The sequence below is a fragment of the Jatrophihabitans telluris genome (assembly GCF_023516435.1).
Taxonomy (GTDB): domain Bacteria; phylum Actinomycetota; class Actinomycetes; order Mycobacteriales; family Jatrophihabitantaceae; genus Jatrophihabitans_A; species Jatrophihabitans_A telluris.
The window spans coordinates 3,072,430-3,094,668 of sequence record NZ_CP097332.1 but is presented as its reverse complement, the minus strand read 5'-3'; the positions used below and the strand labels follow the sequence as shown (position 1 = coordinate 3,094,668).

Below are 22,239 nucleotides of genomic sequence, written 5' to 3'. Positions count from 1 at the left end.
AGAGTGTTACCAAACTGTGTCCTGTTAATCCGTTCCATACATATCTGTGCGGTTGCCATTCGTCACAACAGTCTCTTTACTTAACCCGCGTGGCTCAGGGCGGTGCTGCCCTTGGTGCGCGATGATCAAACCGAGATCGGGTCGCTGGGAGCAGGTCGCATGGTGGGTCGTCATTCAGCTGCGCTCAAAGGAGCGGTCGGCTGGAATCGGCGTCCCCTGCTCAATCGGACCAGCGCCGTCCTGGCTGCGGTCTCGCTGGCCCTCAGCGGAGCCGTCGCGTGGGCCGTCGTCGACGCCACCACCGGCGCCGGTCCCGCATCCGCGGCCCAGGCCAACTGCACGGCTGAGCCCGGTTTCACCGACTGTGTCCGTCTGACCTACTCCGGCGCCGACCAGAGCTTCACCGTTCCCGACGGCGTCACCACGATCAAAGCGAAGGTCTGGGGCGCAGGCGGCGGCGCGCCCGATACCGATTACAACGGAGCGTCCGTCAGCGGTAGCGGGGGCGGCGGCGGCGGGTTCGCCACCGCAATCCTCGCCGTGACTCCCGGGCAGGACCTCGGTGTCGTCGTCGGCCAGGGCGGTCAACCGAACTCGCTGACACCTACCTACGGCGGCGGCGGCGCCGGTGGCGGCTCCACCAACAACGCCGTCAACGCCGACCCGACGCTGTCCCGGGGAGCATCCGGCGGCGGCCTGTCCGGCCTGTTCACCGGTACCCACCCGGCACCGGCCGGGGCCCTGATCATCGCCGGCGCCGGGGGCGGGGCAGCTCCGGGGGCGAGCAGCGCCGATCAGGTCGCCGGCGGCGGCGGGGGAGACACGGGCGGGCAGGACGCGGCCAACGCGAGCCTGAACGGACGCGGCGGAACCCAGAGCGCCGGCGGCGCCGGGGGCACCGGCGCCAGCTCGACCGACTACCAGTGCGCGAGCGTCCCCGCCCAGTCCGGATCAGCGCTGCACGGTGGCGCCGGATCGTCGGACAAGCCGACCAATCCGGTCGGCACCCAGAACAACGAGGGTGGTGGCGGCGGCGGTGCCGGCTGGTACGGCGGCGGCGGCGGGATCTGCGACGACGCCCAGTCCGCGCTCGTGCCCGCGCACGACAACGGCGACGGTGGTGGCGGCTCCAGTTACACCGGGGTCACCGGCGTCACCCAGGCCTCGACCACCGCCGGCGGCAACGGCACGAACACCTCGGGGACGGGGACGGGCGGGGCCGCGGCCAACCCGAGCGACCCCCAGTACGTCGCGGGCGTGGCCAAGGGCGGGACGCCCGGCGCGACCGGACAAGCCGGCGGCAACGGGCTGGTCGTACTCGAATGGAACCGTCAGTACACGGTCAGCTCCAGCGTCTCCCCAGCCACCACGGTGCCTGGCGGGACCGTCGGATACACAGTGACGATCACCAACACCGGTGACAATGCCTACGCCGGCGCGACCCTGGCTTCGTTCAGCGCCGACCTGGCCGGCGTGCTCGACGACGCCACGTACAACGGCGACGCCACGAGCACCGTGGCCGGCTGGAGTTTCGCGGGGACCACGACGCTCAGCGGAGCGGGCCCGCTGGCCGTGGGCCAGACCGCGACGGTCTCCTTCTCGGTGACCGTGAAGGCCCCGACCGGCGGCGACAACGCGCTGCACGACATCGTGACCGCGACCGGCGCCAACGGCAGCTGCACCAGCGCCGCGGACTGCGCCACGACGACCCTCGTCCGGTACCCGAGCTTCAGCCAGACCAAGAGCGCCGACAAGGCCTCATACAGCCTGGGCGATCCGATCACCTACAGCGTGACGGTCACCAACGCCGGCCAGGTCCCCGGAACGGCGAACCTCGCCGACACGGTGCCGGCGACCGTCGGCGACGTCTCGGCCAGCTGCGCGTCGGCCTCCGGCGCGACCTGCACGCCCCCCGCGGACGGGAACTCCGTCGCCAGCAGCATGACGATTCCGGCCGGTGGACAGCTCGTCTACTCGGTCAACGGCACCGTGATCGCCGACGGTGCGGTGTCCAACACAGCGACCGTCACCGCTACCAGTGCCGGCTGCACACCGGTGCTGTGCGGCGGCGGAGCGGCCAGCACCCCGGCGAGGCAGGCCCACTCGCCGCACTTCGTCATCACCAAGACCGCCGACCGCGCGGGCTATCTCACCAGCGATCCGATCCGCTACACGATCACGGTGACCAACAACGGCGCCGGCGGCGGCAGCGCATCGGTCGCCGACACCGTCCCCTCCACCGTGACGGTCACCGGCGTCACCTGCACGGCCCCGGGCAACTCCTGCAACACCACCGGATCGTCCGGGCAGTCGGTCTCGGGCACCCTCACGCTGACCGCCGGGGCCAGCGCCAGCTACGTCGTGGCCGGTACGGTCGCCGCGGCCGGTTCCCTGAACAACACCGCGACGGTCACGCCGACCAGTACCGGCTGCGCGGCGCAGTGCGGTGGCGGCAGCGCGACCGCGACGGCCAGCGCCCAGAACCGGCCGGTGTTCACCCAGACCGAGACCGCCGACCAGTCCGGCTACCTCGTCGGCCAGGCGATCACGTACACCCTCACCGTCGGCAACTCGGGGCTGGTGGCCGGTACCGCGACCGTCGCCAGTCAAATTCCGGCCCTGGTCACGGTGGCCTCCGTGTCCTGCGATGCTCCGAACGGCTCGACCTGCAACACCACGGGATCGTCGGGACACAGCCTGGCCGGCCGCGTCACCCTGCTGCCCGCGGCCACCGCGACGTACACCGTCGTCGGCACCGTGAACGGCACCGGCTCGTTGGCCGACACCACCACGATCACGCCGACCACGGCCGGTTGCAGCACCGAATGCGGCGGTGGCGCGGCCACTACCGGGCCGCTGAGCGCCGGCGACATCCCGAACTTCACCGTGACCAAGACGGCTTCGGCCACGGCCTATCTGGTCGGCGAGCCGGTGCACTACTCGATCGTGGTCGGCAACAGCGGTCTGGCGGCCGGAACCGCCACGCTGAGCGACACCGTGCCGGCGACGGTCGGCTCGGTTTCGGTGGGCTGTTCGGCGACCGGCGGCGCTTCCTGCTCCGCGGCGGGGCCGTCCGGGCACACCGTCACCGGCGGCGTCAGCATCCCGGCCGGGGGCAGCGTGACCTACTCGGTCGACGGCGTCGCGGTCGCGGCCGGGGACGCCACGAACACGGCCACGGTCAGCGCCTCCACGCCCGGGTGCGCCGGGCAGTGCGGCGGCGGGGACGCCAGTACCGCACCGGTCACGATCGGGGACCGTCCCCACTTCACCCAGACCAACACCGCGGATTCGTCCAGTTATCTGCTCGGCCAGCCGATCACCTACACCGTCACGGTCGCCAACTCCGGGCTCGGCGCGGGCGCCGTGTCGGTCAGCGATCCGGTCCCGGCCACCGTGACCGTGACGTCGGTGACCTGCACGACCGCGACCGGCAACAGCTGTGACACCGCCGGCTCCAGCGGCAACACCGTGGCCGGAGCGGCGACCCTGGCCGCTGGGGCATCCGCTCGCTACGTCGTCACCGGCACCGTCTCCGCCTCCGGGTCGGTGGCCAGCACCGCCACCGTGACGCCCACCGACGCCGGTTGTGCCCACGGCAACGACTGCGGCGGCGGGACGGCCAGCACGGCCGCCCTGACCGCGGGCAGCACGCCGGTCTTCACTCAGACCAAGACCGCAGACGACAGCTCATACCTGGTCGGCCAGCCCATCACCTACACGATCACGGTCGCCAACACCGGGGGCGGGACGGGCCTGGCCTCGGTCGCCGACAGCGTTCCGGCCACCGTCGGCAGCGTCAGCGTGACCTGCGGCGTCAGCAGCGGCGGGCAGTGCAACACCACCGGCTCCAGCGGTCACACGGTCGCCGGAGCGGTGAAGCTGCCCGCAGGCGGCAGCGCTGTTTACACCGTCCGCGCAACGGTGATCTCGGCCGGCAGCGTGGCCAACACGGCCACCGTCACCCCGACGTCCAGCGGCTGTGCCGGTCAGTGTGGCGGCGGCACCGCCGACACCGGCCCCCTGGCCAGTACCGACAATCCGGTCTTCGTCCCGACGAACACCGCCGACGCCGCCGGCTACTCCGTGGGTGACCCGATCACCTACACGATCACGATCGACAACACCGGGGCCGGCGGCGGCACCGCCACCGTCGACGATCCGGTCACCGCCAATGTGGCCGTCAACGCCGTGACGTGCCAGATCAGTGGCGGGGCGAGCTGCGACACCACCGGCTCGTCGGGCAACAGCGTTGCCGGATCAGTGAGCATGCCGGCCGGCAGCGCGGTCGTGTACACGGTTTCCGGGACGGTGACCTCAGCGGGTTCCCTGGTCAACACGGCGATCATCACCCCGACCACGCCCGGGTGCGCGAGCCAGTGCGGAGGCGGTGAGGCGACCACCGCAGCGGTCTCCTCCGGCACCGATCCCGTCTTCGCCCCGACGGTGAGCGCCGACACGGGCTCCTACATCGTCGGCCAGCCCGTCAACTACACGATCACCGTCCGCAACACCGGCGGGGGCGCGGGCACGGCGAGCGTGGCCGACACCGTGCCCGCAGCGGTCGGCTCGGTCGCCGTCACATGCACCGCCACCGGGACCGCCGCCTGCGATCCGTCCGGCTCGGCCGGGCAGAACGTCTCGGCGAGCGTGGACATCCCGGCCGGGGGATCGGTTCAGCTGCACGTCTCCGGCACGGTCGTGGCCACCGGCACGGTCACCGACAGCGCCACGGTGACGCCTACGACTGCGGGGTGCACCACCCAGTGTGGCGGCGGCACCGCCGCCACGCCCGCCTTGACGGCCACGCCGGCGCCCGACCTGAACGTGAGCACGTCCGCCGACTCCGCGACCTACATCGTCGGGCAGGCCATCGTCTACACGATCACCGTGGACAACAGCGCCGCCGGCTCGGGTCCGGGCACGGCTGAGCTCTCCGACGTCGTCGCAAGCACCGTCGGCGTGGCCTCGGTGTCCTGTTCGGCTACGGCGGGCGCCAGCTGTTCCACCACCGGCAGCAGCGCGAACTCGATCCACGCGACGATGTCGGTACCGGCCGGCGGTGAGGTGCAGTTCTTCGTCACCGGGACCGTCACCGGCGCCGGAGACATCTCCGACACGGCCACCGTGACGCCGACCCTGGCCGGCTGCACCACCCAGTGCGGCGGTGGAACCGCCGGCACCGGACCGCTGAGCGCGGGCGACCAGCCGCTGTTCACCCAGACCAAGGTTGCCGATTCGGCCTCCTACATCGTCGGGCAGGCGATCACCTACACGATCACGGTCAACAACACCGGCGCCGGGCCTGGCACCGCCACCGTGCTCGACACGGTCCCGGCCGCCGTCGATGTCTCGTCGGTGACCTGCTCCGCACCCGACGCCGGCAACGGCTGCGTGGCCGGACCACAGTCGAACTCGGTCTCCGGCTCGGTCGATCTCGCGGCGGGAACCACCGCAACCTTCACCGTTACCGGGTTCGTCAGCAGCGCCGGTGACCTTGCCAACACCGCGAGCGTGACGCCGACGACGGGCGGGTGCGCCGACCAGTGCGGCGGCGGGGACGCCGGCACCGGCCCGGTTCCGGCCGGCAACCACCCGTCCTTCACGATCACCAAGACCGCGGACCGAACGAGTTATCTGCTCGGTCAGCCCGTCAGCTACCGGATCGTGGTGACCAACTCCGGCACCGGGACCGGGACCGGGACCATCACCGACACCGCCCCGTCGGCGGTCTCGATCGCCGCGGTGAGCTGCGCGGCCCCCTCCGGCTCCAGCTGCAACACCACGGGATCGAGCGGAAACACCCTGTCCGGCCAGGTGAATCTGGCCGTCGGCAAGTCAGCGACCTTCACCCTGACCGGCACCGCCTCCAGCGCCGGCGATGCCGCCAACTCCGCCACCATCACACCCACCACGGCCGGGTGCACGACCCAGTGCGGCGGCGGCAGCGCGAGCACCGGCAGCATCCCGATCACCGCCAACCCGGTGTTCACCCAGTCCAAGACTGCCGATTCGGCGTCCTACATCGTCGGCCAGACCGTGACGTACACCGTCACGGTCAGCAACACCGGCGCCGGCGCGGGCAGCGCTTCGGTGACCGACCCCGTGCCGTCGACGGTCACGGTCACCGGTGTCAGCTGCGCGGCGACCGGCGGCACCTGCACGACCAGCGGCACCAGCGCAAACAGCGTGAGCGGTCTGGTCACCCTCGCCGCGTCCGGCCAGGCGGTCTACACGATCGTCGGTGTCGCCAACGCCGCCGGTTCGGCCCGCAACCGTGCCGACGTGACGCCTCGCACCGCCGGCTGCGGCAGCCAGTGCGGCGGGGGCGCCGCGGACACCGGGGCGCTCCCGATCGGTGACGCGCCCTTCTTCACCCAGACCAAGACCACCGACGCGGCCGCCTACATCGTCGGTCAACCCATCACGTACACGGTGACGGTGGCCAACACCGGCTCGGGAGCCGGTACCGCCACGGTCACCGACACGGTTCCCGGCACGGTCACGGTGGGTTCGGTGACCTGCGCGGCCGCGGCCCCGTCGGCCTGCAGCCCCGGCCCACAAGGTAATTCCGTCGCCGCGTCGGTGTCGGTGGCCGCCGGAAGTTCGGTCACCGTCACGATCAGCGCACGGGTGACCTCGGCCGGCAGCGTCGCCAACATCGCCGACGTCACCCCGACCACGGTCGGCTGCGCCGGTCAGTGCGGCGGCGGTACAGCCGGCACCGGCGTGATCGACGCGGCGGGCAACCCCGTGTTCACCCAGACGAAGACCGCCGACTCGGCCGGTTACATCCTCGGTCAGGCCATCACCTACACGGTGACCGTCACCAACACCGGCACCGGCCCGGGCACCGCGACCGTGGCCGACGCCGTGCCGTCGCGAATCTCGGTGACCTCGATCAGTTGCACCGCGCCGTCCGGTTCGGCCTGTGCCACAACCGGATCGTCGGGCAACACGCTGGCCGGCACCGTCAGCCTCGCGGCGGGAGCCGTCAGTACGTTCACGGTCGTCGGCACGGTCAACGCGATCGGATCGGTGGCCAACACCGCCACCGTCGCCGCCACGACCCCCGGCTGCTCGGCTCAGTGCGGCGGCGGCGACGCCGGCACCGGTCCGCTGGCCGCAACCGACAACCCCGTCTTCACCCAGACCAAGGTCAGCGATGCCGCCGCCTACATCGTCGGTCAGGCGATCACCTACACGATCACCGTGAACAACACCGGTTCCGGCGGCGGCACCGCATCGGTCTTCGACGAGGTGACGCCGACGGTCGGCGTCACCGCGGTGACGTGCGCGCCGGCCACCGGAGCGAGTTGCACGTCGACGGGGTCGGGGAACTCCGTCCGGGGCGCGGTCAGCATCCCGGCCGGCCGCAGCGTCGTCTACACCGTGATCGGAACGGTGCTCACCTCCGGCTCGGTCGCCAACCTCGTCACGATCAACCCCAATTACGACAGCACGTCCAACCCCAACGGAACGCCTGGCTGCAGCACGCAGTGCGGTGGCGGATCGGCCGGGACCGGACTGTTGCTGGCCTCTGACAACCCGGTCTTCACCCAGACCAAGACGGCCAACCGCAGCAGCTATGTCTACGGCCAGAACATCACCTACTTCATCACCGTCAACAACATCGGCGGCGGCACCGGCACCGCGACCGTGACCGATACCGTGCCGGCCAACGTCCAGCACGTCATGGTCAGCTGCGATGCCCCGGCCCCGGGTAGCTGCGTGCACGGTCCGCAGAGCAACGCCGTCTCGGGCAGCATCACCCTTGCCGGCGGGACCAGCGGAAGCTTCGTGATCACCGGCCAGGTCCTGGGCACCGGCGACGTCGGCAACACGGCCACGATCACGCCCACCACGGACGGCTGCAACGGCCAATGCGGCGGCGGTGAGGCGAGCACTCCGGCGTTGCCCGTTGCCGACAACCCGGTGATCACCGAGACCAAGACCGCCGATCACAGCAACTACCACGTCGGCGACACCATCGTGTACACGATCACCGTGACCAATGCCGGGGGCGGCGTCGGCCTGGCCTCCGTGCACGACACCGTGCCCGCCATCGTGCAGGTCAGCCAGATCACCTGTACCACCACCGGCACGGCCATCTGCGACACCACCGGCTCGGCCGCGAACACGCTGACCGGCACCGTCATCGCGTCGTCCTTCGACAGCGCCCTGTTCCACATCACCGGCGTCGTGACCGCGGTAGGCGACGCGCAGAACATCGCGACCGTCAACGCCGACTACGACGCCGTGACCAACCCGGCCGGTACCCACGGCTGCACCGACCAGTGCGGTGGCGGCCCGGCCGATACCGGATCGCTGCCGGTCACCACGGCCGCGGACCTCGGGGTCGGTGCCGAACTGGACGGCTCCGGTGTGGTCGCCGGCGCTCCGGTGGCGTACGCCGTCACGGTCACCAATGCCGGTCCCAGCGTGGCGACCAACGTCACGACCATCGACCCGGTGCCGGCAGTGATCACGGCCGCGGTCGGCACGGCCGACGCACACATCGACGGCGCCTCCTGCATCACGCGCGCCACGACCAGGTCCGACCTCGACCGGCTCGGCTCGGCCTATGGTCCCTACACGCTGGCCGACTATCCCGTAGTGGTGCAGTGCACCTATCCGTCGCTGCCGGCCGACTCGAACCTGAGTGAGACGATCACCGGGACGGCGAACGCGAACCTGCTTCCCGGCGGGAAGGTGATCAACCAGGTCGTCGTGGCCAGCGACACCTACGACGGTGTTCCGGCCAACAACCGGGCGGCGGCGATCGCCACCAGCCAGACCTCGGCCGACCTGGTCCTGAGCAAGACCATCGCCGACGCCCGGATCGGCATGGGTGGCCAGGCCCGATTCACCGTGACGGTGACCAACCGCGGCCCGTCCGTCGCGCGGTCGGTGGCCGTAACCGACAACCCCAGCGGCCTGGCGCCGAGCACCGCCTCGTGGAGTCAGGGCAGTTACGACCTGGCCAGCGGACGGTGGGATCTGGGCGATCTCGCGGTCGGCCAACGGGCCACGCTGTCGCTGACCCAGATCGTCGAGTCGAGCACCGCCCAGAACACCGCCCAGATCGTGCAGACGGACACGCCGGATCCTCAGCCCGACAACAACGGCGGTCCGCGGGGCGGCCGGGTCGGTGCCACCGGACTGTGTGCGACCGGGACCGCCGGTTGCGGCCAGGTGATCGTCGATGTCGCCGGCGGCGGCCTTGCCGCGACCGGTACCCCCATCACGGCCATGTCGTGGTCCGCGCTCGGGCTGTTGCTCGGCGGATTGGTGCTGCTTCTCACCGGACGGCGTCGCCGGCGCGCTTGAGTGCCGGGATTACCGTGGTGAGGCCGGGCGTTGTCCGGTTCGGTACACCGTCGCGGCTTGATGTCGGCGGTCCTCGTCGAGCTAGGGGTTCGAGTCGTGCACGGTGAGTTCAAGGTTCCTTCGGGCAAGCTGGTCGTCGTCGACCTCGACGTGATCGACGGGCAACTGCGCGACGTCCACGTCTCAGGCGACTTCTTCCTCGAACCGGACGAGGCCCTGGCCGACATCAACCGGACCCTCGACGGGGCTTCGGTGCGGTCCAGCGCGATGGAGCTGACGGCGCGCATGGACGCGGTTCTCTCGCCGTCGACGGTCATGTACGGCTTCAGCACCGCCGACGTCGCCACCGCGGTGCGACGTGCGCTGTCGCAGGCGACCAGTTGGACCGATCACCAGTGGTCGCTGATTCACGAAGGTCCCAAGAGCCCGAACTACCACATGGCGCTGGATCAAACCCTGATCGAGGAGGTCGGCTCCGGCCGTCGTGGACCTGTGCTGCGGGTCTGGGAGTGGGCCTCGCCCTGCGTGGTCATCGGGTCGTTCCAGTCCCTGTCCAACGAGGTCGACCCGGACGGGGCGGCCCGCCACGGCATCGAGGTGGTCCGCCGGATCAGCGGCGGCGGCGCGATGTTCGTCGAACCCGGCAACACCATCACCTACTCGATCTATGCACCGGCGTCGCTGGTGGAGGGCCTGTCCTTCCAAGACTCCTACGCCTTCCTCGACGACTGGGTGCTCGGCGCGCTGGGCGAGCTCGGCATCAGGGCCTGGTACCAGCCCTTGAACGACATCACCTCACCGGCCGGCAAGATCGCCGGAGCCGCTCAGAAGCGGTTGGCCAACGGCGCGGTGCTGCATCACGTCACGATGGCCTACGACATCGACTCCGCCAAGATGACCGAGGTCTTGCGCATCGGGCGGGAGAAGCTGTCCATGAAGGGCACGGCCTCGGCCGCCAAACGGGTGGATCCGCTGCGGTCTCAAACCGGGCTGCCGCGCGAGGCGATCATCGAGGCCATGTTGGCCAGCTTCGCCAAGCGCTATGGGCTGACACCCTCGGACGTCAGCGCCGACGAACAGCGCATCGCGGCCGACCTGATCGAGAACAAGTTCGCCACGCCCGAATGGATCGGCCGCATCCCGTAGCCGAACGCGGCTCGTGCGGCCGGTTACATTGGGCCGATGGGCAAGGACGATCTGCCATCGGCGGACCGGCTGTCCCGGGACCAGCCGGAGGTTCTGCTGGCCTGGACGGACGAGTCCGCCGATTCCGACGCCTCGATCACCGACCCGGCCTCTGGTGATGCTGCGACCGGGCCGCCGGGCGGCGCGCGGCCCTGGACGTCCGGGCGCATCGTCGTGGCGGCGGTCGTCGCCGCGCTGGTGGTGATCGGCCTGGTGTCGCTGATCAATCGTGATCGTCGGGGCTCAGCGGCGCCGCCCCGCCCGTCCCCGAGTGCCACACTGTCGCTGGTCGCGCCGTCACCGAACGGCTCGCCCGCCGACAGCTTCGTGGGCCTGAGCCAGACCGGCAAGGTCTGCGCGGAGCAGAAGGGCCGCCGCGTCACGGTCGGCATCGAGCTCACCAATGTCGAGATCAACCCGATCCGCGTGACCAGTTGGCAGGCCGACCTTCCGCTGGCCGGATTGCACCAGGAATCGATCGCGCACGCGGACTGTCGCGGCCGGCCGTTCGGGCAACTCGTCTCGCACGGTCAGTCGCTCTGGATCCAGACCGTGTTCACGGCCCGGGTCAGCTGCGTGGCTCCGTTGCCGGTGCGCTTTCGCGTTTTCTACACGACGCTCGGCGTGCATCGCAGCACGTTGCTCGTGGGCTTCGACGATCTCGCTCTACTGGCCGGGCAAGCGGGCTGCACGCACTGACCGCGTTCAGAGCAGGGCCGAGCAGGCATCCTGCAGCCGAGTGCCCAGGTACTCACCCGGCACACCGCGCCTTGCCGCGGTAGAGGAAAAAGCGTTGCCCGCGAAGTAGGTCTGCACACCCAGCGCGGCGACCTGCCGCAAGGATTCCACCGCGCGGTGCCGCCCGGAACTCAGATGCGAGACGATGACGACCTGTCGGGCGCCAGAGGCCTGGATCGCGGTGATCAGCGCCAGCGCGGGCGTCCGGGCGCCGAGCACCCGGCAACTGCGGCCTCGCATGCGCAGGAGCAGCGCGAAGGACTCGAGCCCCACGGTATGCAGGTCGCTCGGGCCACAGGCGAGCACGATCGGGGTCGGATCGACCGTCGGCGGGGCCAGCGAGGACTGGCGATCCAGCCACCCCCGCACGGTTTCGGTCGTCAGCCGTTCCTGGTCGATGTCGCAGCGGCCGGTCTGCCACCACGTACCCACCTGGTGCAGGGCCGGTAGCAGGACGTCGTCGATGCACGCCCCCAGGCCCAGACCCTCGCGTGCCCGGTCCAGTTGCCGGCGGATCGCCGCCGGGTTCTCCTGCTCGGCGGCCGCGAGAAACCTGTCCAGATATCCCCGCGCGGGGCCGGCCTGACCGAGCATCTGCTGCACCGAATGCGCCGCGACGCTGGCCCGCTTCCCGCGGGCGATCTCGTCGCGCATGAGCCGCATGGCGTGGAGTTCGGCGTTGTTGTAGCGGCGGTGCCGTCCGGATTCCCGGTCCATGGCGGGGATTCCGTAGCGAAGCTCCCAGGAGCGCAGGGTCGGCATGGGCACGCCAAGCAGCCGGGCCGCCGACGACAACGGAATTGCGTCGGGACCCGGCTGCCCAGCACCGGCGGGGGGTTGGCCGGTGGTCGGCGGGTCTTCGTTCATCGGTCCGGGCCGGTCGGGGCGCTCCTCACGAGGCCAGGACGCGCTGTTCGGCGGACGGGAGCTGTCCGGTCAGGATGACGTGCTCGGCCACGTCCCGAAGCTTGCGGTGTGCGTTCTGCGAATCCCGGCGCAGCAGGTCGAAGGCCCGTGACTCGGTGATGTGCTGCCGGGACATCAGGATGCCGATGGCCACGCCGATCCGGCGATTGGAGTCCAGGGCGCCTTCCAGGTTGCGCGTCTTGACCGCCCGGTTCGTCACCTCCAGGCCGATCGCCGCGTGCTGGGCGAAGATGCGAGCGGTCGCGAGCACCTCCTGGTCGAAGAAGCCGGCCTGCGACGAGCCCAGGACGAGCACTCCGCTGACCTGACCATCCACCCGAAGGGCGAAACCGGCCATCGCCCGGGGGGAGGCGTGTTTCACGAACGCCGCGTCGACGGATCGGTCGTGCAGTTGCCAGCGTGGCTCTCGTGACGTGTCGGACACCCACACGGCGTCGGCGTCGACGAGACAGTCCCAGACGGTTCCGCGTCGTTGCTCGGCGATGAGCTTGTCGGCGAGCTCCGCCAGCCCGGGCTCGGTGCACGCCCGCAACTTGCCGTTTCCCGAGGGGGTGAGCACCCACAACCCGGCCGATTCGCATCCCGTCAGGGCCACGGCCTGGCTGAGCACGCGATTGACGGCCGTGGTGGCGTCAGGCTGTGCGGCCAGATCCTGGGCGAGTTCGGCGAACAAGCGGGCCCGGACGAACTCGGCGGTGATCGACATCGATCATCCCTCTCGGAATGGGCGAATCTCTTCGCTGCCGCCGACTCGCCGCTCTTCGACTGGCCGGTGACCTATGCAAAGTAGCGCAGAAATCTATGCAAGCGTTGGTCCGAATCTATGCAAACTCCGAGCACCCAGGGGCGGCTGCGAGAATGCCCTCATGCGAGTGGTTGCCCTGTCCGACACTCATGCCCCGCGGTTCTGGAAGGCGTGCCCGCCGGCCGTGGCCCACGAGCTCTCGGCCGCGGAGCTGATCCTGCACGCGGGCGATGTGTGCACGCCGGCCGTGCTCGAGCAACTCAGTGGCTTCGCCCCGGTGCGCGTGGTGCGTGGCAACAACGACGGCCCGGACGTCGCGCGATGGCCGGCGCCGGAAGTCCTCGAGTTCGACATCGAGGGGCTGTCGGTTGCGATGATCCACGACAGCGGTCCCCGGACGGGCCGAGAGTTGCGCCTTCGGCGTCGCTTCCCGCTCGCCCGGCTGGTCGTCTTCGGTCACTCGCACATTCCCTGGGACTCCGAGCTGGCCGGGCAGCGCCTGCTCAACCCGGGATCGCCGACGGACAAGCGCCGCCAGCCCCACGGGACGATCGCCGTCCTGGACGTCGGCGACGGACGAATCCAGCGCTGCCAAATCGTGCCGGTGAGCTGACCGCGGAAGCGACTAGACTAGATCGCCGGTCGAATCTCCTCGTTTCGACCGACGTCCCGGACCGGTCCGGGCCAGCGCCGCCGCCCGTCGTCAGGAGCCAGCCATCAGCACGTCCTCGGCCGACCGCCAGCTCATCCAGGAGCAGGCGACGCTGGATTCGCTGTACCGCCGTCTCGACGAGGTCACCGCCGAGACGGCCCGCATGTTGGAGGAGACCCGTCGCGGCCCGACCGCGGGGACCCCGGCCGCACGGGCGGAGCGGGATGCCTTCGCCACGCTGCACGCCGACCAGCTCGCCCGGTTACGGGCGGTCTCGGACCGGCTGGCGTTCGGACGGCTCGACCTGCTCGACGGCTCGCACCATCACATCGGCCGGATCGGCCTGGCCAACGCCACCGGCGCGCGAATCCTCATCGACTGGCGCGCGCCCGCAGCCGAGCCGTTCTACCAGGCCACGCCGGCCGACCCGCAAGGCGTCCTGAGTCGCCGGCACCTGACGACCTCCGGACGCCGGGTGACCGCGATCTCCGACGAGATCCTCGACTATCAGGCCTTCACCGACGAGCCGCGCGACGAAACCACCGTCTCCGACGAGGGCGCGCTGATGCTGGCCCTCAACGCCCACCGCACCGGTCAGATGCGTGACATCGTGTCCACCATCCAGGCCGAGCAGGATCGCATCGTGCGCGATCAGCTGGCCGGGATCCTGGTCGTGCAGGGCGGTCCAGGCACCGGCAAGACCGCGGTCGCCCTGCACCGCGCGGCGTATCTGCTCTATGCGCACCGCCAGCGGCTGGAGCGCAGCGGCGTCCTGCTCGTCGGACCGAACCGGCGCTTCCTGCACTACATCGAACAGGTGCTGCCCAGTCTCGGCGAGACGGGCGTCGTCATGGCCACCCCGGGCGAGCTGTTTCCGGGGGTGTCCACGGTGGTCGGCGAATCGGCCGAAGTCGAACGCCTCAAGGGATCCGGGCGCATGATCCGGGTTGTTTCCGGGGCGGTTCGTGCCCGCCAGCGCCTTCCCCGCAAGTCGATTCCGTTGAAGATCGACGGCACCACCGTGCTGTTGACCGAGAACGACGCCTTCGCCGCTCGGCAGCGAGCCCGTAACTCGCGCAAGCCGCACAACGAGGCCCGCACCGTGTTCGTGGTCGAGCTGCTGGAACTGCTGGTGCAGCGTTACGCCAAGGCCTTGGACATCGAACTGACCGGAACCGGCTCGGCCGATACCAGGGCCGAGCTGGTCACTTCGCTGCGGGACAGCCGGGATGTTCGGCGCGAGATCAACCTGCTCTGGATGCCGCTGACCCCGCAACAACTGCTCACCGAGCTGTACTCCGATCCGGGCTTTCGCCGGGCCGCGACAGGCGGCATGTCCGAGCGCGACCGCCAGCTGCTCCATCGCGAGGCCGGCGAGCCGTGGTCGGTTGCCGATGTCGCGTTGCTGGACGAGGCGGCCGAGTTGCTCGGTGAGGACGACGCCGTCGCCCGGGCCGCCGCCGCGCGCCGGGCGGCCGAACGGGTCGGCGAGTTGGAGTTCGCCGAGCAGAGCCTGGAGACCTTCGGCGCCGTCGGAGCCGTGACCGCCGACGACCTGGTCGATCGCTACGCCGGGCAACGGGAACGGCGCACGGTGGCCGAGCACGCCGCCGGCGACCGGTCCTGGGCCTACGGGCACATCGTCGTGGACGAAGCCCAGGAGCTGTCAGCGATGCAATGGCGCATGCTGATGCGCCGCTGCCCGACCCGATCGATGACCTTGGTCGGGGACCCGGCCCAGACCTCATCCTCGGCCGGCGCCACGAACTGGGGTCAGGTGCTCGACCGTTATGTGCGCGACCGCTGGCGGCTGTCTCAGCTCAGCGTCAACTACCGGACGCCCCGGGTGGTGATGGACGACGCGATCGCTGTGATGACCGCGGCCGGTATCGGGGTGGGCACGCTGACCTCGGCCCGCGAGGGGCATCAGCCTCCGGTGGTCCGGCGCGTAGAGCTCGACCTGATCGAGGACGTGGTCATGACGGCGCTGGCCGAACAGCGCCAGGCCGCCGGGGGATCGGTGGCGGTGATCGTGCCGGCCGGCCTGCAGGCGGCGATCGAGGGCGCGCTGTCCGCGGCCGTGGACGAAGGCTCGCCGGAAATCGTCGTGCTGACCGCGGGCCAGGCCAAGGGCCTCGAGTTCGACAGCGTGCTCGTCGTGGAGCCGGCCGCGATCGTGGCTGAGCGCCGGCGCGGGGTCAACGATCTGTACGTGGCCATGAGCCGGCCCACCCAGCGGCTGACTGTGCTGCACGAACGCGCGCTGCCGGCCGGGCTGGTCGATCGCTGAGCAACAGGGGATCGGCGGGTGCGGTGCGGTACGTTGCCGTCGTCGGCGTCAGCTCGCGGCGGTGTCGCCGTAGGCGGTGATGGACAGGAAACGGATCGGCAGGCGGTGCAACTCCTGCGGCCCGTGCGGGCCTTCGCCGTCGAACTGCATCGAGTCGCCCGGCTTCATCAGGTAGCTGGAATCGCCGTGCCCATAGACCATTTCTCCGTCCAGCATGTAGAGCAGCTCGGTGCCGGGATGTTGGAAGAGCGGAAAAACCTCCGAGGACTCGGTCAGGGTCACCAGCACGGCCTCCATGCGTTTGTGTTCTCCCCGCAGCGCACCCAGCAACTCGTACTGATGCCCGACCCGGCTCCCGCGGCGCACGATCCGAGCGCCGTGTCCGGCCGGTACGAAGACGGCCTCGCGCTCGGTGTCGACGCCGCGGAACAGCGCGGTGACCGGGACGGACAGACCGGTCGCCAGCCGGGCCAGGGTGGTCAGGCTGCACGAGGTCTGGGCGTTCTCGATCTTGGAGATCATCGCCTTGCTGACGCCCACCCTGCTCGCGAGTTCGGCGATGGACAGACCCGCCTGCGCCCGATAGTGCCGAACCTGTCGGGCGATGCTGCGTTCGAGATCGCCTTCGCCGATCGACTCGGCGGTGATCTCCCGCTCGGGTGATCCGGCACCGACGCTGTGAGTCATGAGGTCCAGGCTAGATGCCCGGCCAGGGAGAATCGCGGATCCGGCCGCGCTTCGCCGGTGACCAGGCCGGTGATGATTTCGCCCAGCACCGGGGCGAACTTGGCGCCATGGCCGGAGCAGGGCGAGGCGATCACGATGCGATTGTCGACGATGTCGAGCAGGAAGTCCTCGTTGTCGGTGGAGGTGTAGAGACAGCTGACCTCGCGGCGTGGCAGCGGCACGAGGCCCGGTAGCCATTCCCGCACGTAAGACGTGACGCGCTCCCGCACGGTCGGGTCGATGAGGCCGTCGCGGGTCAGGGGTGTCGTCGGGCCGGTGGTTCCGCAGTGTTCGGAGATCTTGCGATCGTGGTCCGGCCCACCATCGCGGCCCCCGGGCAGGTGGTAGGCCTGAAGGCCCGCCCCACTCGCAAGCTTGTGCACGGTGATCGGCCACTCGACGTCTGGCTCGCTACGTTCGAAGTGGAACGCCTGCTGCTGGGTCACGCTCAGTCGCGGTAGGCGCAGCCGGGTTCCGGTCAGCGATTCGGCCAGACCCGCCAGCCAGCCACCCGCGGCGAGGACGAGCCGTCGCGCGGTGACGGTTCCGATGCTGGTTTGCACGATGACGCCGCCCGGGTCCAGCTGGGCGTCGAGCATCGAGGCGTTCTCGAACACCAGGGCTCCGCCGGCTTTGGCCTGGCCCACAAAGGCCTGGATGGCGCGGTCGGCGTCCATCACCCCGGCTTGGGGGTGGAACAGCACGGGTCCGTCGAAGCGCATGCCGGGCCAGCGGGATTCCGCCTCGCCCGCCCCGAGCAGCGCATGCCGGACGCCGGCGCGGCTGAAGATCTCGGCGATGCGTTCGGGGTCGCGCCGGTCGCCGTGATCGATGCCTCCGGTCATGGTCAGGATGGGCATTGCGGCCGAGGCTTCCAGCTCCTGCCAGAGTTCGAACGCTCGTCCGGTTAGCCCGACGTAGAGCTCGTCGGGGTAGGCGCGCCGGACGATGCGCGCGCTGCCGTGTGAGCTGCCGTGCGCGTGGCCGATGGTGAACTGCTCCAGGACGACGACCGACAGGTCGCGCCGCGTGCCGGCCCAGGCCGCCGCCGCGCCGGTGAGCCCAGCGCCGACGACGACCACATCGGCCCGGTCGGGCAGCTCCTCCAGGTTCGGGTGGACGAGCGAACTCATCGGGTCACCAGCGGTCGCCGTCGCGGGAGGGCCGCCCCGGGATCCATGACGTGCCGGCCAGCGGGACGCGCGCCATCGCGGCCGCCTCGATGGTGAGCGCGACCAGATCCTCCGGCTCCAGGTTGTGGACGTGTGCCTTGCCACAGGCGCGGGCCAGGGTTTGGGCCTCCATCGTCATGACACGGAGGAGATTCGCGAGCCGGCGCCCGCCCAGCACCGGATCCAGTCGGGCCGACAACTCCGGATCCTGGGTCGTGATGCCCGCGGGGTCTCGTCCGTCCTGGTAGTCGTCGTAGAAACCGGCTTCAGATCCGAGTGCTCGGTACTCCTCGGCGAAGCGCGGACTGTTGTCACCGAGCGCGATCAGCGCTGCGGTACCGATGGAAACGGCATCGGCCCCCAGCGCCAGGCACTTGGCGAGGTCGGCACCGTTGCGGACGCCGCCGGAGACGATCAGCTGAACCTTGCGGTGCATGCCCAGCTCCTGCAGGGCCTGCACCGCCTGCGGGATGGCGGCGAGGGTGGGAATACCCACGTGTTCGATGAAGACCTCCTGAGTGGCGGCCGTGCCACCCTGCATCCCGTCCACCACCACGACGTCGGCGCCCGACTTCACCGCCAGGGCCACATCGAAGTACGTCCGGGTAGCTCCGACCTTGACGTAGATCGGCTTTTCCCAGTCGGTGATCTCCCGCAGCTCGCGGATCTTTATCTCCAGGTCGTCCGGACCGGTCCAGTCGGGATGACGGCAGGCGCTGCGCTGGTCGACCCCGACCGGCAGGGTCCGCATGCCGGCCACCCGTTCGGTGATCTTCTGGCCGAGCAGCATGCCTCCGCCGCCTGGTTTGGCCCCCTGACCGAGCACGATCTCGATGGCGTCGGCCCGCCGGAGGTCATCGGGATTCATGCCGTAGCGCGAGGGCAGATACTGGTACACCAGGTGCTTGGACTGGCCCCGCTCCTCGGCCGTCATCCCGCCGTCGCCGGTCGTCGTCGACGTACCCACCTCGCTGGCGCCGCGGCCCAGTGCCTCCTTGGCCTGGGCTGACAGGGCACCGAAGGACATGCCGGCGATGGTCACGGGGATCTGCAGGTGCAGGGGGAACTTCGCGTGCCGGTCGCCGAGGACCACATCGGTGTCGCAGCGTTCCCGATAACCTTCCAGTGGGTAACGGGACATGCTGGCCCCGAGCAGCAGCAGATCGTCGAAGTGGGGGACCGCTCGTTTGGCGCCCCAACCGCGAATGTCGTACACACCCGTCTCGGCCGCACGCTGAATTTCGTGGATGGTGGCTCGGTCGAAGGTGGCCGACTCGCGCAGGCCGGAGCTGGCCGTCCCGCTGTCGGTGTTCGCGCTGGTCATCGGCGATCTCCGTCGAAGTGGGTATCAGTAGGCATTGTCGACGTGGAAGTTGTAGAGGGAGCGGGCCGAGCCGTAACGGGTGAATTCCGCGGTGGAGTAGGCCATTGCGGCTCGGCTCAGCAGGTCGGCCAGCTCGGTGTGATGGTGGGCGCGCATCGGTTTGGCCACGCAGTCGGCGCCGAGGGACTTGACGGTGCCCCGGACATAGAGGTGGGCCTCGTACAGCGAATCGCCCAGTGCATCACCGGCGTCGCCGCAGATCACCAGTCGACCTGCCTGGGCCATGAACGCACTCATGTGGCCGACGTTGCCGCCGACGACGATGTCGATGCCCTTCATGGAGATTCCGCAGCGCGCGGCGGCATTTCCGTTGATGACCAACAGGCCGCCGTGACCGGTCGCGCCGGCCGATTGGGATGCGTCGCCGGAAACGTCGACCCGTCCAGACATCATGTTCTCGGCCAGGCCGACGCCGGCGTTACCCCGGACTTCCACGTGTGCCCGCTGGTTCATGCCAGCGCAGTAATAACCGACGTGGCCCTCGATTCGGACGTGTACCGGCTCGGTCAGACCGCACGCGATGGCGTGTTCGCCCTGCGGGTTCGTGATCACCCATTCGACGGCGGAGGATTCGCCGCCGGTGCTGCTGCTCTCGTGCAGGGCCTGGTTGAGCTCGCGGACCGAGCTCGAGGCCAGATCGACGACCTTTGTCGTGCGCTCGGCACGGCGGTCAGTGGTCGGCTGCGGGTCGGTGGGCGTCAGCGTTGCCACAGGTACACCTCCTCCGGCTCGGGTTCGAACAGCCGAGCCTGGTCGATTCCGGGAAGTCCCGCCAGACTGCGGTATTCCGAGGCCATCGCGACCCAGGAGTCCGTTTGGGCGATGACCGCGGGTTTGCAGGCGATCGCGTCGCGGACGACGGCGAACGAGTCCGCGGTGGTGACGAGCAGTGTGTAGAAGCCGTCGAATTCATCGCACAGTTGACGCAGCGCCTTCTCGAGATCCGATCCTTCGGACAGCTTGTGCGCCAGATAGCGCGCGCCGACCTCAGAGTCGTTATCGCTGTCGAAGACGTGGCCCTCGGCCTGGAGTTGACGACGGATGGTGGCGTGGTTGGCGAAAGAGCCGTTGTGGACCAGGCACAGGTCGGCAGCGACCGAGAACGGGTGGCTGTGCGCGGAGGTGACGGCGGACTCGGTGGCCATCCGGGTGTGAGCGATGCCCTGATACCCGGTTGCCCTGGTCAGATCGAAGGTGGCGGCCAGGGCGCTCGGGTCGCCGGTGCCTTTCAGTACGGCGAGTTCGCGGCCTCGGCCGATGATGATTGCCCCGGTGCCGTCGAGGATTTCGGCCACGCCGCGTTCGAGCGTCCACGGCTCCGTGGCCGCCCGAATGACCGTCGTCGGTCCGGCGGCGGTGACCTCGACCGCGCCGAGGTCACGGTCGCGGGCGAGCGCGGTAGTCACCTGGCTGACTTCGACCTCACCGAGCAACACCGAGATCGAGCTGAATCCGGGACGGGTGTAGCGGGCATCGCCGTACAGCCCGACGCCCGCTGAGTCCGGGCCGCGATGGGCAGCGTGGCAGAGCATCGGAGTCAACAATGCCCCGAGGTTGGGATACAGGGTTTCGTCCCGCAACTGAATGCCGACGATTCCGCACATGGGCGGCCCTTCTGGCTCGATGAGTTCTGGTTTCGGATGGCTTCGGTGGAGCAGACCGGCTGGTCGGTTCGTGATCCGGTCAGATGGCGGTCAGGTAACGGTCGACTTCCCAGTCCGAGACGGTGTTGTGCCAGGAATAGAACTCCTCCCGTTTGAGGGCTGCGTAGTAGTCGGAAACGCCACAGGCCGGGTCGACCGAGTCCAGCACGGCTTGGATGACCGGGTCGATGTCGAGAGCGTGGACCGCATCCAGCAGGGTCCGGGGCATGGTTGTGGTCCGCGCGACTCCCGGGGGGCCGGGGTCGGCGTTGCGGACGACGCCGTCGAGGCCCGCCGCGAGGGCGGCCGCGATCGCCAAGTACGAGTTGGCCGATCCGTCCCCTGCCCGTAGTTCGACCCGCTGAGCGTCCGGTACCCGCACCATGTGGGTGCGATCGTTTCCGCCGTAGCTGGCCTGGGTCGGTGCCCACGTGGCGCCCGAGGCGGTCGTGCGCGCACCGGTGCGCTTGTAGGAATTGACGGTCGGGGCGATGAGCGCGTGCAGCCCGGCGGCGTGATCGAGCAGACCGCCGACGAAGGAGTAAGCGAGGCCGGACAGTCCGAGTCCGTAGGGGTCTTCCGCGTCGGCCGGTCGGGGAAAGCGGGAGTCACCGTCCTGCCACAGAGACAGATGCAGGTGCAGTCCGTTTCCGGTTCGGTCGGTCCAGGGCTTGGGCATGAAGGTCGCGGTCATGCCCCGCTGCTCGGCGAGTACCTGAATGATGTAGCGAAGGGTGACGACGCGGTCGGCGGTGGTCAGGGCGTCGGCGTAGCGGAAGTTCTGCTCGAACTGGCCGTTGCCGTCCTCGTGGTCGCTGGCGTACGGCCCCCAGCCCAGGGCGACCATCGCGTCCGAGACCGCGGTCAGGTGGTCATACATCCGGGTCAGGCCACGGGCGTCGTAGCAGGGTTGCGCGGCGTCGTCGCGAGAATCGGCCGGCACGAGCGTACCGTCCGGGCGGCGGTGCACGAGGAAGTACTCGACCTCGGCCCCGGCCATCAGGGTGAGATTGCGCTCGGCGGCTCTGGCGATCAGGGAACGAAGAATGACTCGGGGCGCGAAGGCGAAAGGGCGTCCCTCGACGTAGGGGTCGCAGTGCACCAGGGCAAGGCCGGGTCGGACGAAGGGCAGCGGGGTGTAGCTGGCGATGTCAGGGACCGCGATGACGTCCGGGTCGCGGGGGAGCTGGCCCATCGAGCCGGCGGCGTAGCCGGCGAAGCCGACTCCGTCCTGTTCGAGCGCGTCAGCCTCTTCGACGGGGACGAGCTTTGAACACGGCTTGCCGTTGAGGGTTGTGAAGGTGGCGAGGATGAACCGGACCTCGTCGGCGCGGGCAAGCTCGGCCAGCGACGCGGTAGTGGCCGCCGCGCGTGCCGGAGGCCGTTCGGTTTCGGGACTGACCGTGAGGGACATCGCGTCTCCGGAGTCTACTGGTGTGAACCGGCG

13 protein-coding genes are annotated in these 22,239 nt (G+C 69.8%); 5 read left to right on the top strand and 8 right to left on the bottom strand.

Annotation, left to right across the window (positions count from 1 at the left end):
- Positions 1-159 precede the first annotated feature (159 nt).
- The 3 genes from M6D93_RS14315 to M6D93_RS14305 all read left to right on the top strand — a co-directional run bounded on the left by M6D93_RS14315 (position 160) and on the right by M6D93_RS14305 (position 11,214).
- Entirely contained in the window at positions 160-9,330 is a 9,171-nt protein-coding gene (locus M6D93_RS14315; RefSeq protein WP_249770017.1) for a DUF11 domain-containing protein, read from the top strand.
- Between the two features lie 96 nt (positions 9,331-9,426).
- Complete coding sequence (gene lplAB, locus M6D93_RS14310) at positions 9,427-10,476, top strand: lipoate-protein ligase LplAB (RefSeq protein WP_347343654.1); 1,050 nt, start codon at positions 9,427-9,429, stop codon at positions 10,474-10,476.
- A gap of 36 nt (positions 10,477-10,512) precedes the next feature.
- Positions 10,513-11,214, top strand: coding sequence for a hypothetical protein (locus tag M6D93_RS14305; RefSeq protein ID WP_249770015.1), 702 nt, complete (start codon positions 10,513-10,515; stop codon positions 11,212-11,214).
- A gap of 6 nt (positions 11,215-11,220) precedes the next feature.
- On the opposite strand, the gene M6D93_RS14300 is transcribed toward M6D93_RS14305, so the two are convergent.
- On the bottom strand, positions 11,221-12,015 hold the full coding sequence (locus M6D93_RS14300) for a MerR family transcriptional regulator (protein WP_249774210.1): 795 nt from the start codon (positions 12,013-12,015) through the stop codon (positions 11,221-11,223).
- 130 nt (positions 12,016-12,145) lie between these two features.
- On the bottom strand, positions 12,146-12,886 hold the full coding sequence (locus M6D93_RS14295; RefSeq protein WP_249770013.1) for a GAF and ANTAR domain-containing protein: 741 nt from the start codon (positions 12,884-12,886) through the stop codon (positions 12,146-12,148).
- Between the two features lie 160 nt (positions 12,887-13,046).
- On the opposite strand from M6D93_RS14295, the gene M6D93_RS14290 reads away from it, so the two are divergent.
- Together M6D93_RS14290 and M6D93_RS14285 are read left to right on the top strand one after the other, a co-directional pair.
- Positions 13,047-13,538, top strand: a complete 492-nt coding sequence (locus M6D93_RS14290) for a metallophosphoesterase family protein (protein ID WP_249770011.1) — start codon at positions 13,047-13,049, stop codon at positions 13,536-13,538.
- A 103-nt stretch (positions 13,539-13,641) separates the two neighbouring features.
- Complete coding sequence (locus M6D93_RS14285) at positions 13,642-15,867, top strand: HelD family protein (RefSeq protein ID WP_488230381.1); 2,226 nt, start codon at positions 13,642-13,644, stop codon at positions 15,865-15,867.
- Between the two features lie 48 nt (positions 15,868-15,915).
- Here the strand turns inward: M6D93_RS14285 and M6D93_RS14280 are convergent, their stop codons facing one another.
- The 6 genes from M6D93_RS14280 to glnT form a co-directional block, all read right to left on the bottom strand.
- Positions 15,916-16,554 (bottom strand): helix-turn-helix domain-containing protein, encoded by a 639-nt coding sequence (locus M6D93_RS14280; RefSeq protein ID WP_249770007.1) that lies wholly within the window; start codon positions 16,552-16,554, stop codon positions 15,916-15,918.
- Positions 16,551-17,726, bottom strand: coding sequence for an FAD-dependent oxidoreductase (locus M6D93_RS14275; RefSeq protein WP_249770005.1), 1,176 nt, complete (start codon positions 17,724-17,726; stop codon positions 16,551-16,553). The genes M6D93_RS14280 and M6D93_RS14275 overlap by 4 nt, the downstream gene beginning before the upstream one ends.
- Before the next feature lie 4 nt (positions 17,727-17,730).
- Positions 17,731-19,089: an FMN-binding glutamate synthase family protein gene (locus M6D93_RS14270; protein WP_249770003.1), complete on the bottom strand. Its 1,359-nt coding sequence runs from the start codon at positions 19,087-19,089 to the stop codon at positions 17,731-17,733.
- Between the two features lie 24 nt (positions 19,090-19,113).
- On the bottom strand, positions 19,114-19,851 hold the full coding sequence (locus M6D93_RS14265; RefSeq protein WP_430667237.1) for a GltB/FmdC/FwdC-like GXGXG domain-containing protein: 738 nt from the start codon (positions 19,849-19,851) through the stop codon (positions 19,114-19,116).
- Positions 19,848-20,753: a class II glutamine amidotransferase domain-containing protein gene (locus M6D93_RS14260; RefSeq protein WP_249769999.1), complete on the bottom strand. Its 906-nt coding sequence runs from the start codon at positions 20,751-20,753 to the stop codon at positions 19,848-19,850. The genes M6D93_RS14265 and M6D93_RS14260 overlap by 4 nt, the downstream gene beginning before the upstream one ends.
- Before the next feature lie 79 nt (positions 20,754-20,832).
- Positions 20,833-22,206 carry a type III glutamate--ammonia ligase gene (gene glnT / locus M6D93_RS14255; RefSeq protein ID WP_249769997.1) on the bottom strand — a complete coding sequence of 458 codons (1,374 nt, stop codon included), beginning with the start codon at positions 22,204-22,206 and terminating at the stop codon, positions 20,833-20,835.
- Positions 22,207-22,239: the final 33 nt, after the last annotated feature.

What these genes read in the sequence shown, in the direction of transcription:
- M6D93_RS14315 (WP_249770017.1), top strand. Translation starts at nt 160, where the DNA reads ATGGTGGGTCGTCATTCAGCTGCGCTCAAAGGAGCGGTCGGCTGGAAT.
- M6D93_RS14305 (WP_249770015.1), top strand. Translation starts at nt 10,513, where the DNA reads ATGGGCAAGGACGATCTGCCATCGGCGGACCGGCTGTCCCGGGACCAG.
- M6D93_RS14300 (WP_249774210.1), bottom strand. Translation starts at nt 12,015, where the DNA reads ATGCCGACCCTGCGCTCCTGGGAGCTTCGCTACGGAATCCCCGCCATG.
- M6D93_RS14295 (WP_249770013.1), bottom strand. Translation starts at nt 12,886, where the DNA reads ATGTCGATCACCGCCGAGTTCGTCCGGGCCCGCTTGTTCGCCGAACTC.
- M6D93_RS14290 (WP_249770011.1), top strand. Translation starts at nt 13,047, where the DNA reads ATGCGAGTGGTTGCCCTGTCCGACACTCATGCCCCGCGGTTCTGGAAG.
- M6D93_RS14280 (WP_249770007.1), bottom strand. Translation starts at nt 16,554, where the DNA reads ATGACTCACAGCGTCGGTGCCGGATCACCCGAGCGGGAGATCACCGCC.
- M6D93_RS14275 (WP_249770005.1), bottom strand. Translation starts at nt 17,726, where the DNA reads ATGAGTTCGCTCGTCCACCCGAACCTGGAGGAGCTGCCCGACCGGGCC.
- M6D93_RS14270 (WP_249770003.1), bottom strand. Translation starts at nt 19,089, where the DNA reads ATGACCAGCGCGAACACCGACAGCGGGACGGCCAGCTCCGGCCTGCGC.
- M6D93_RS14260 (WP_249769999.1), bottom strand. Translation starts at nt 20,753, where the DNA reads ATGTGCGGAATCGTCGGCATTCAGTTGCGGGACGAAACCCTGTATCCC.
- glnT (WP_249769997.1), bottom strand. Translation starts at nt 22,206, where the DNA reads ATGTCCCTCACGGTCAGTCCCGAAACCGAACGGCCTCCGGCACGCGCG.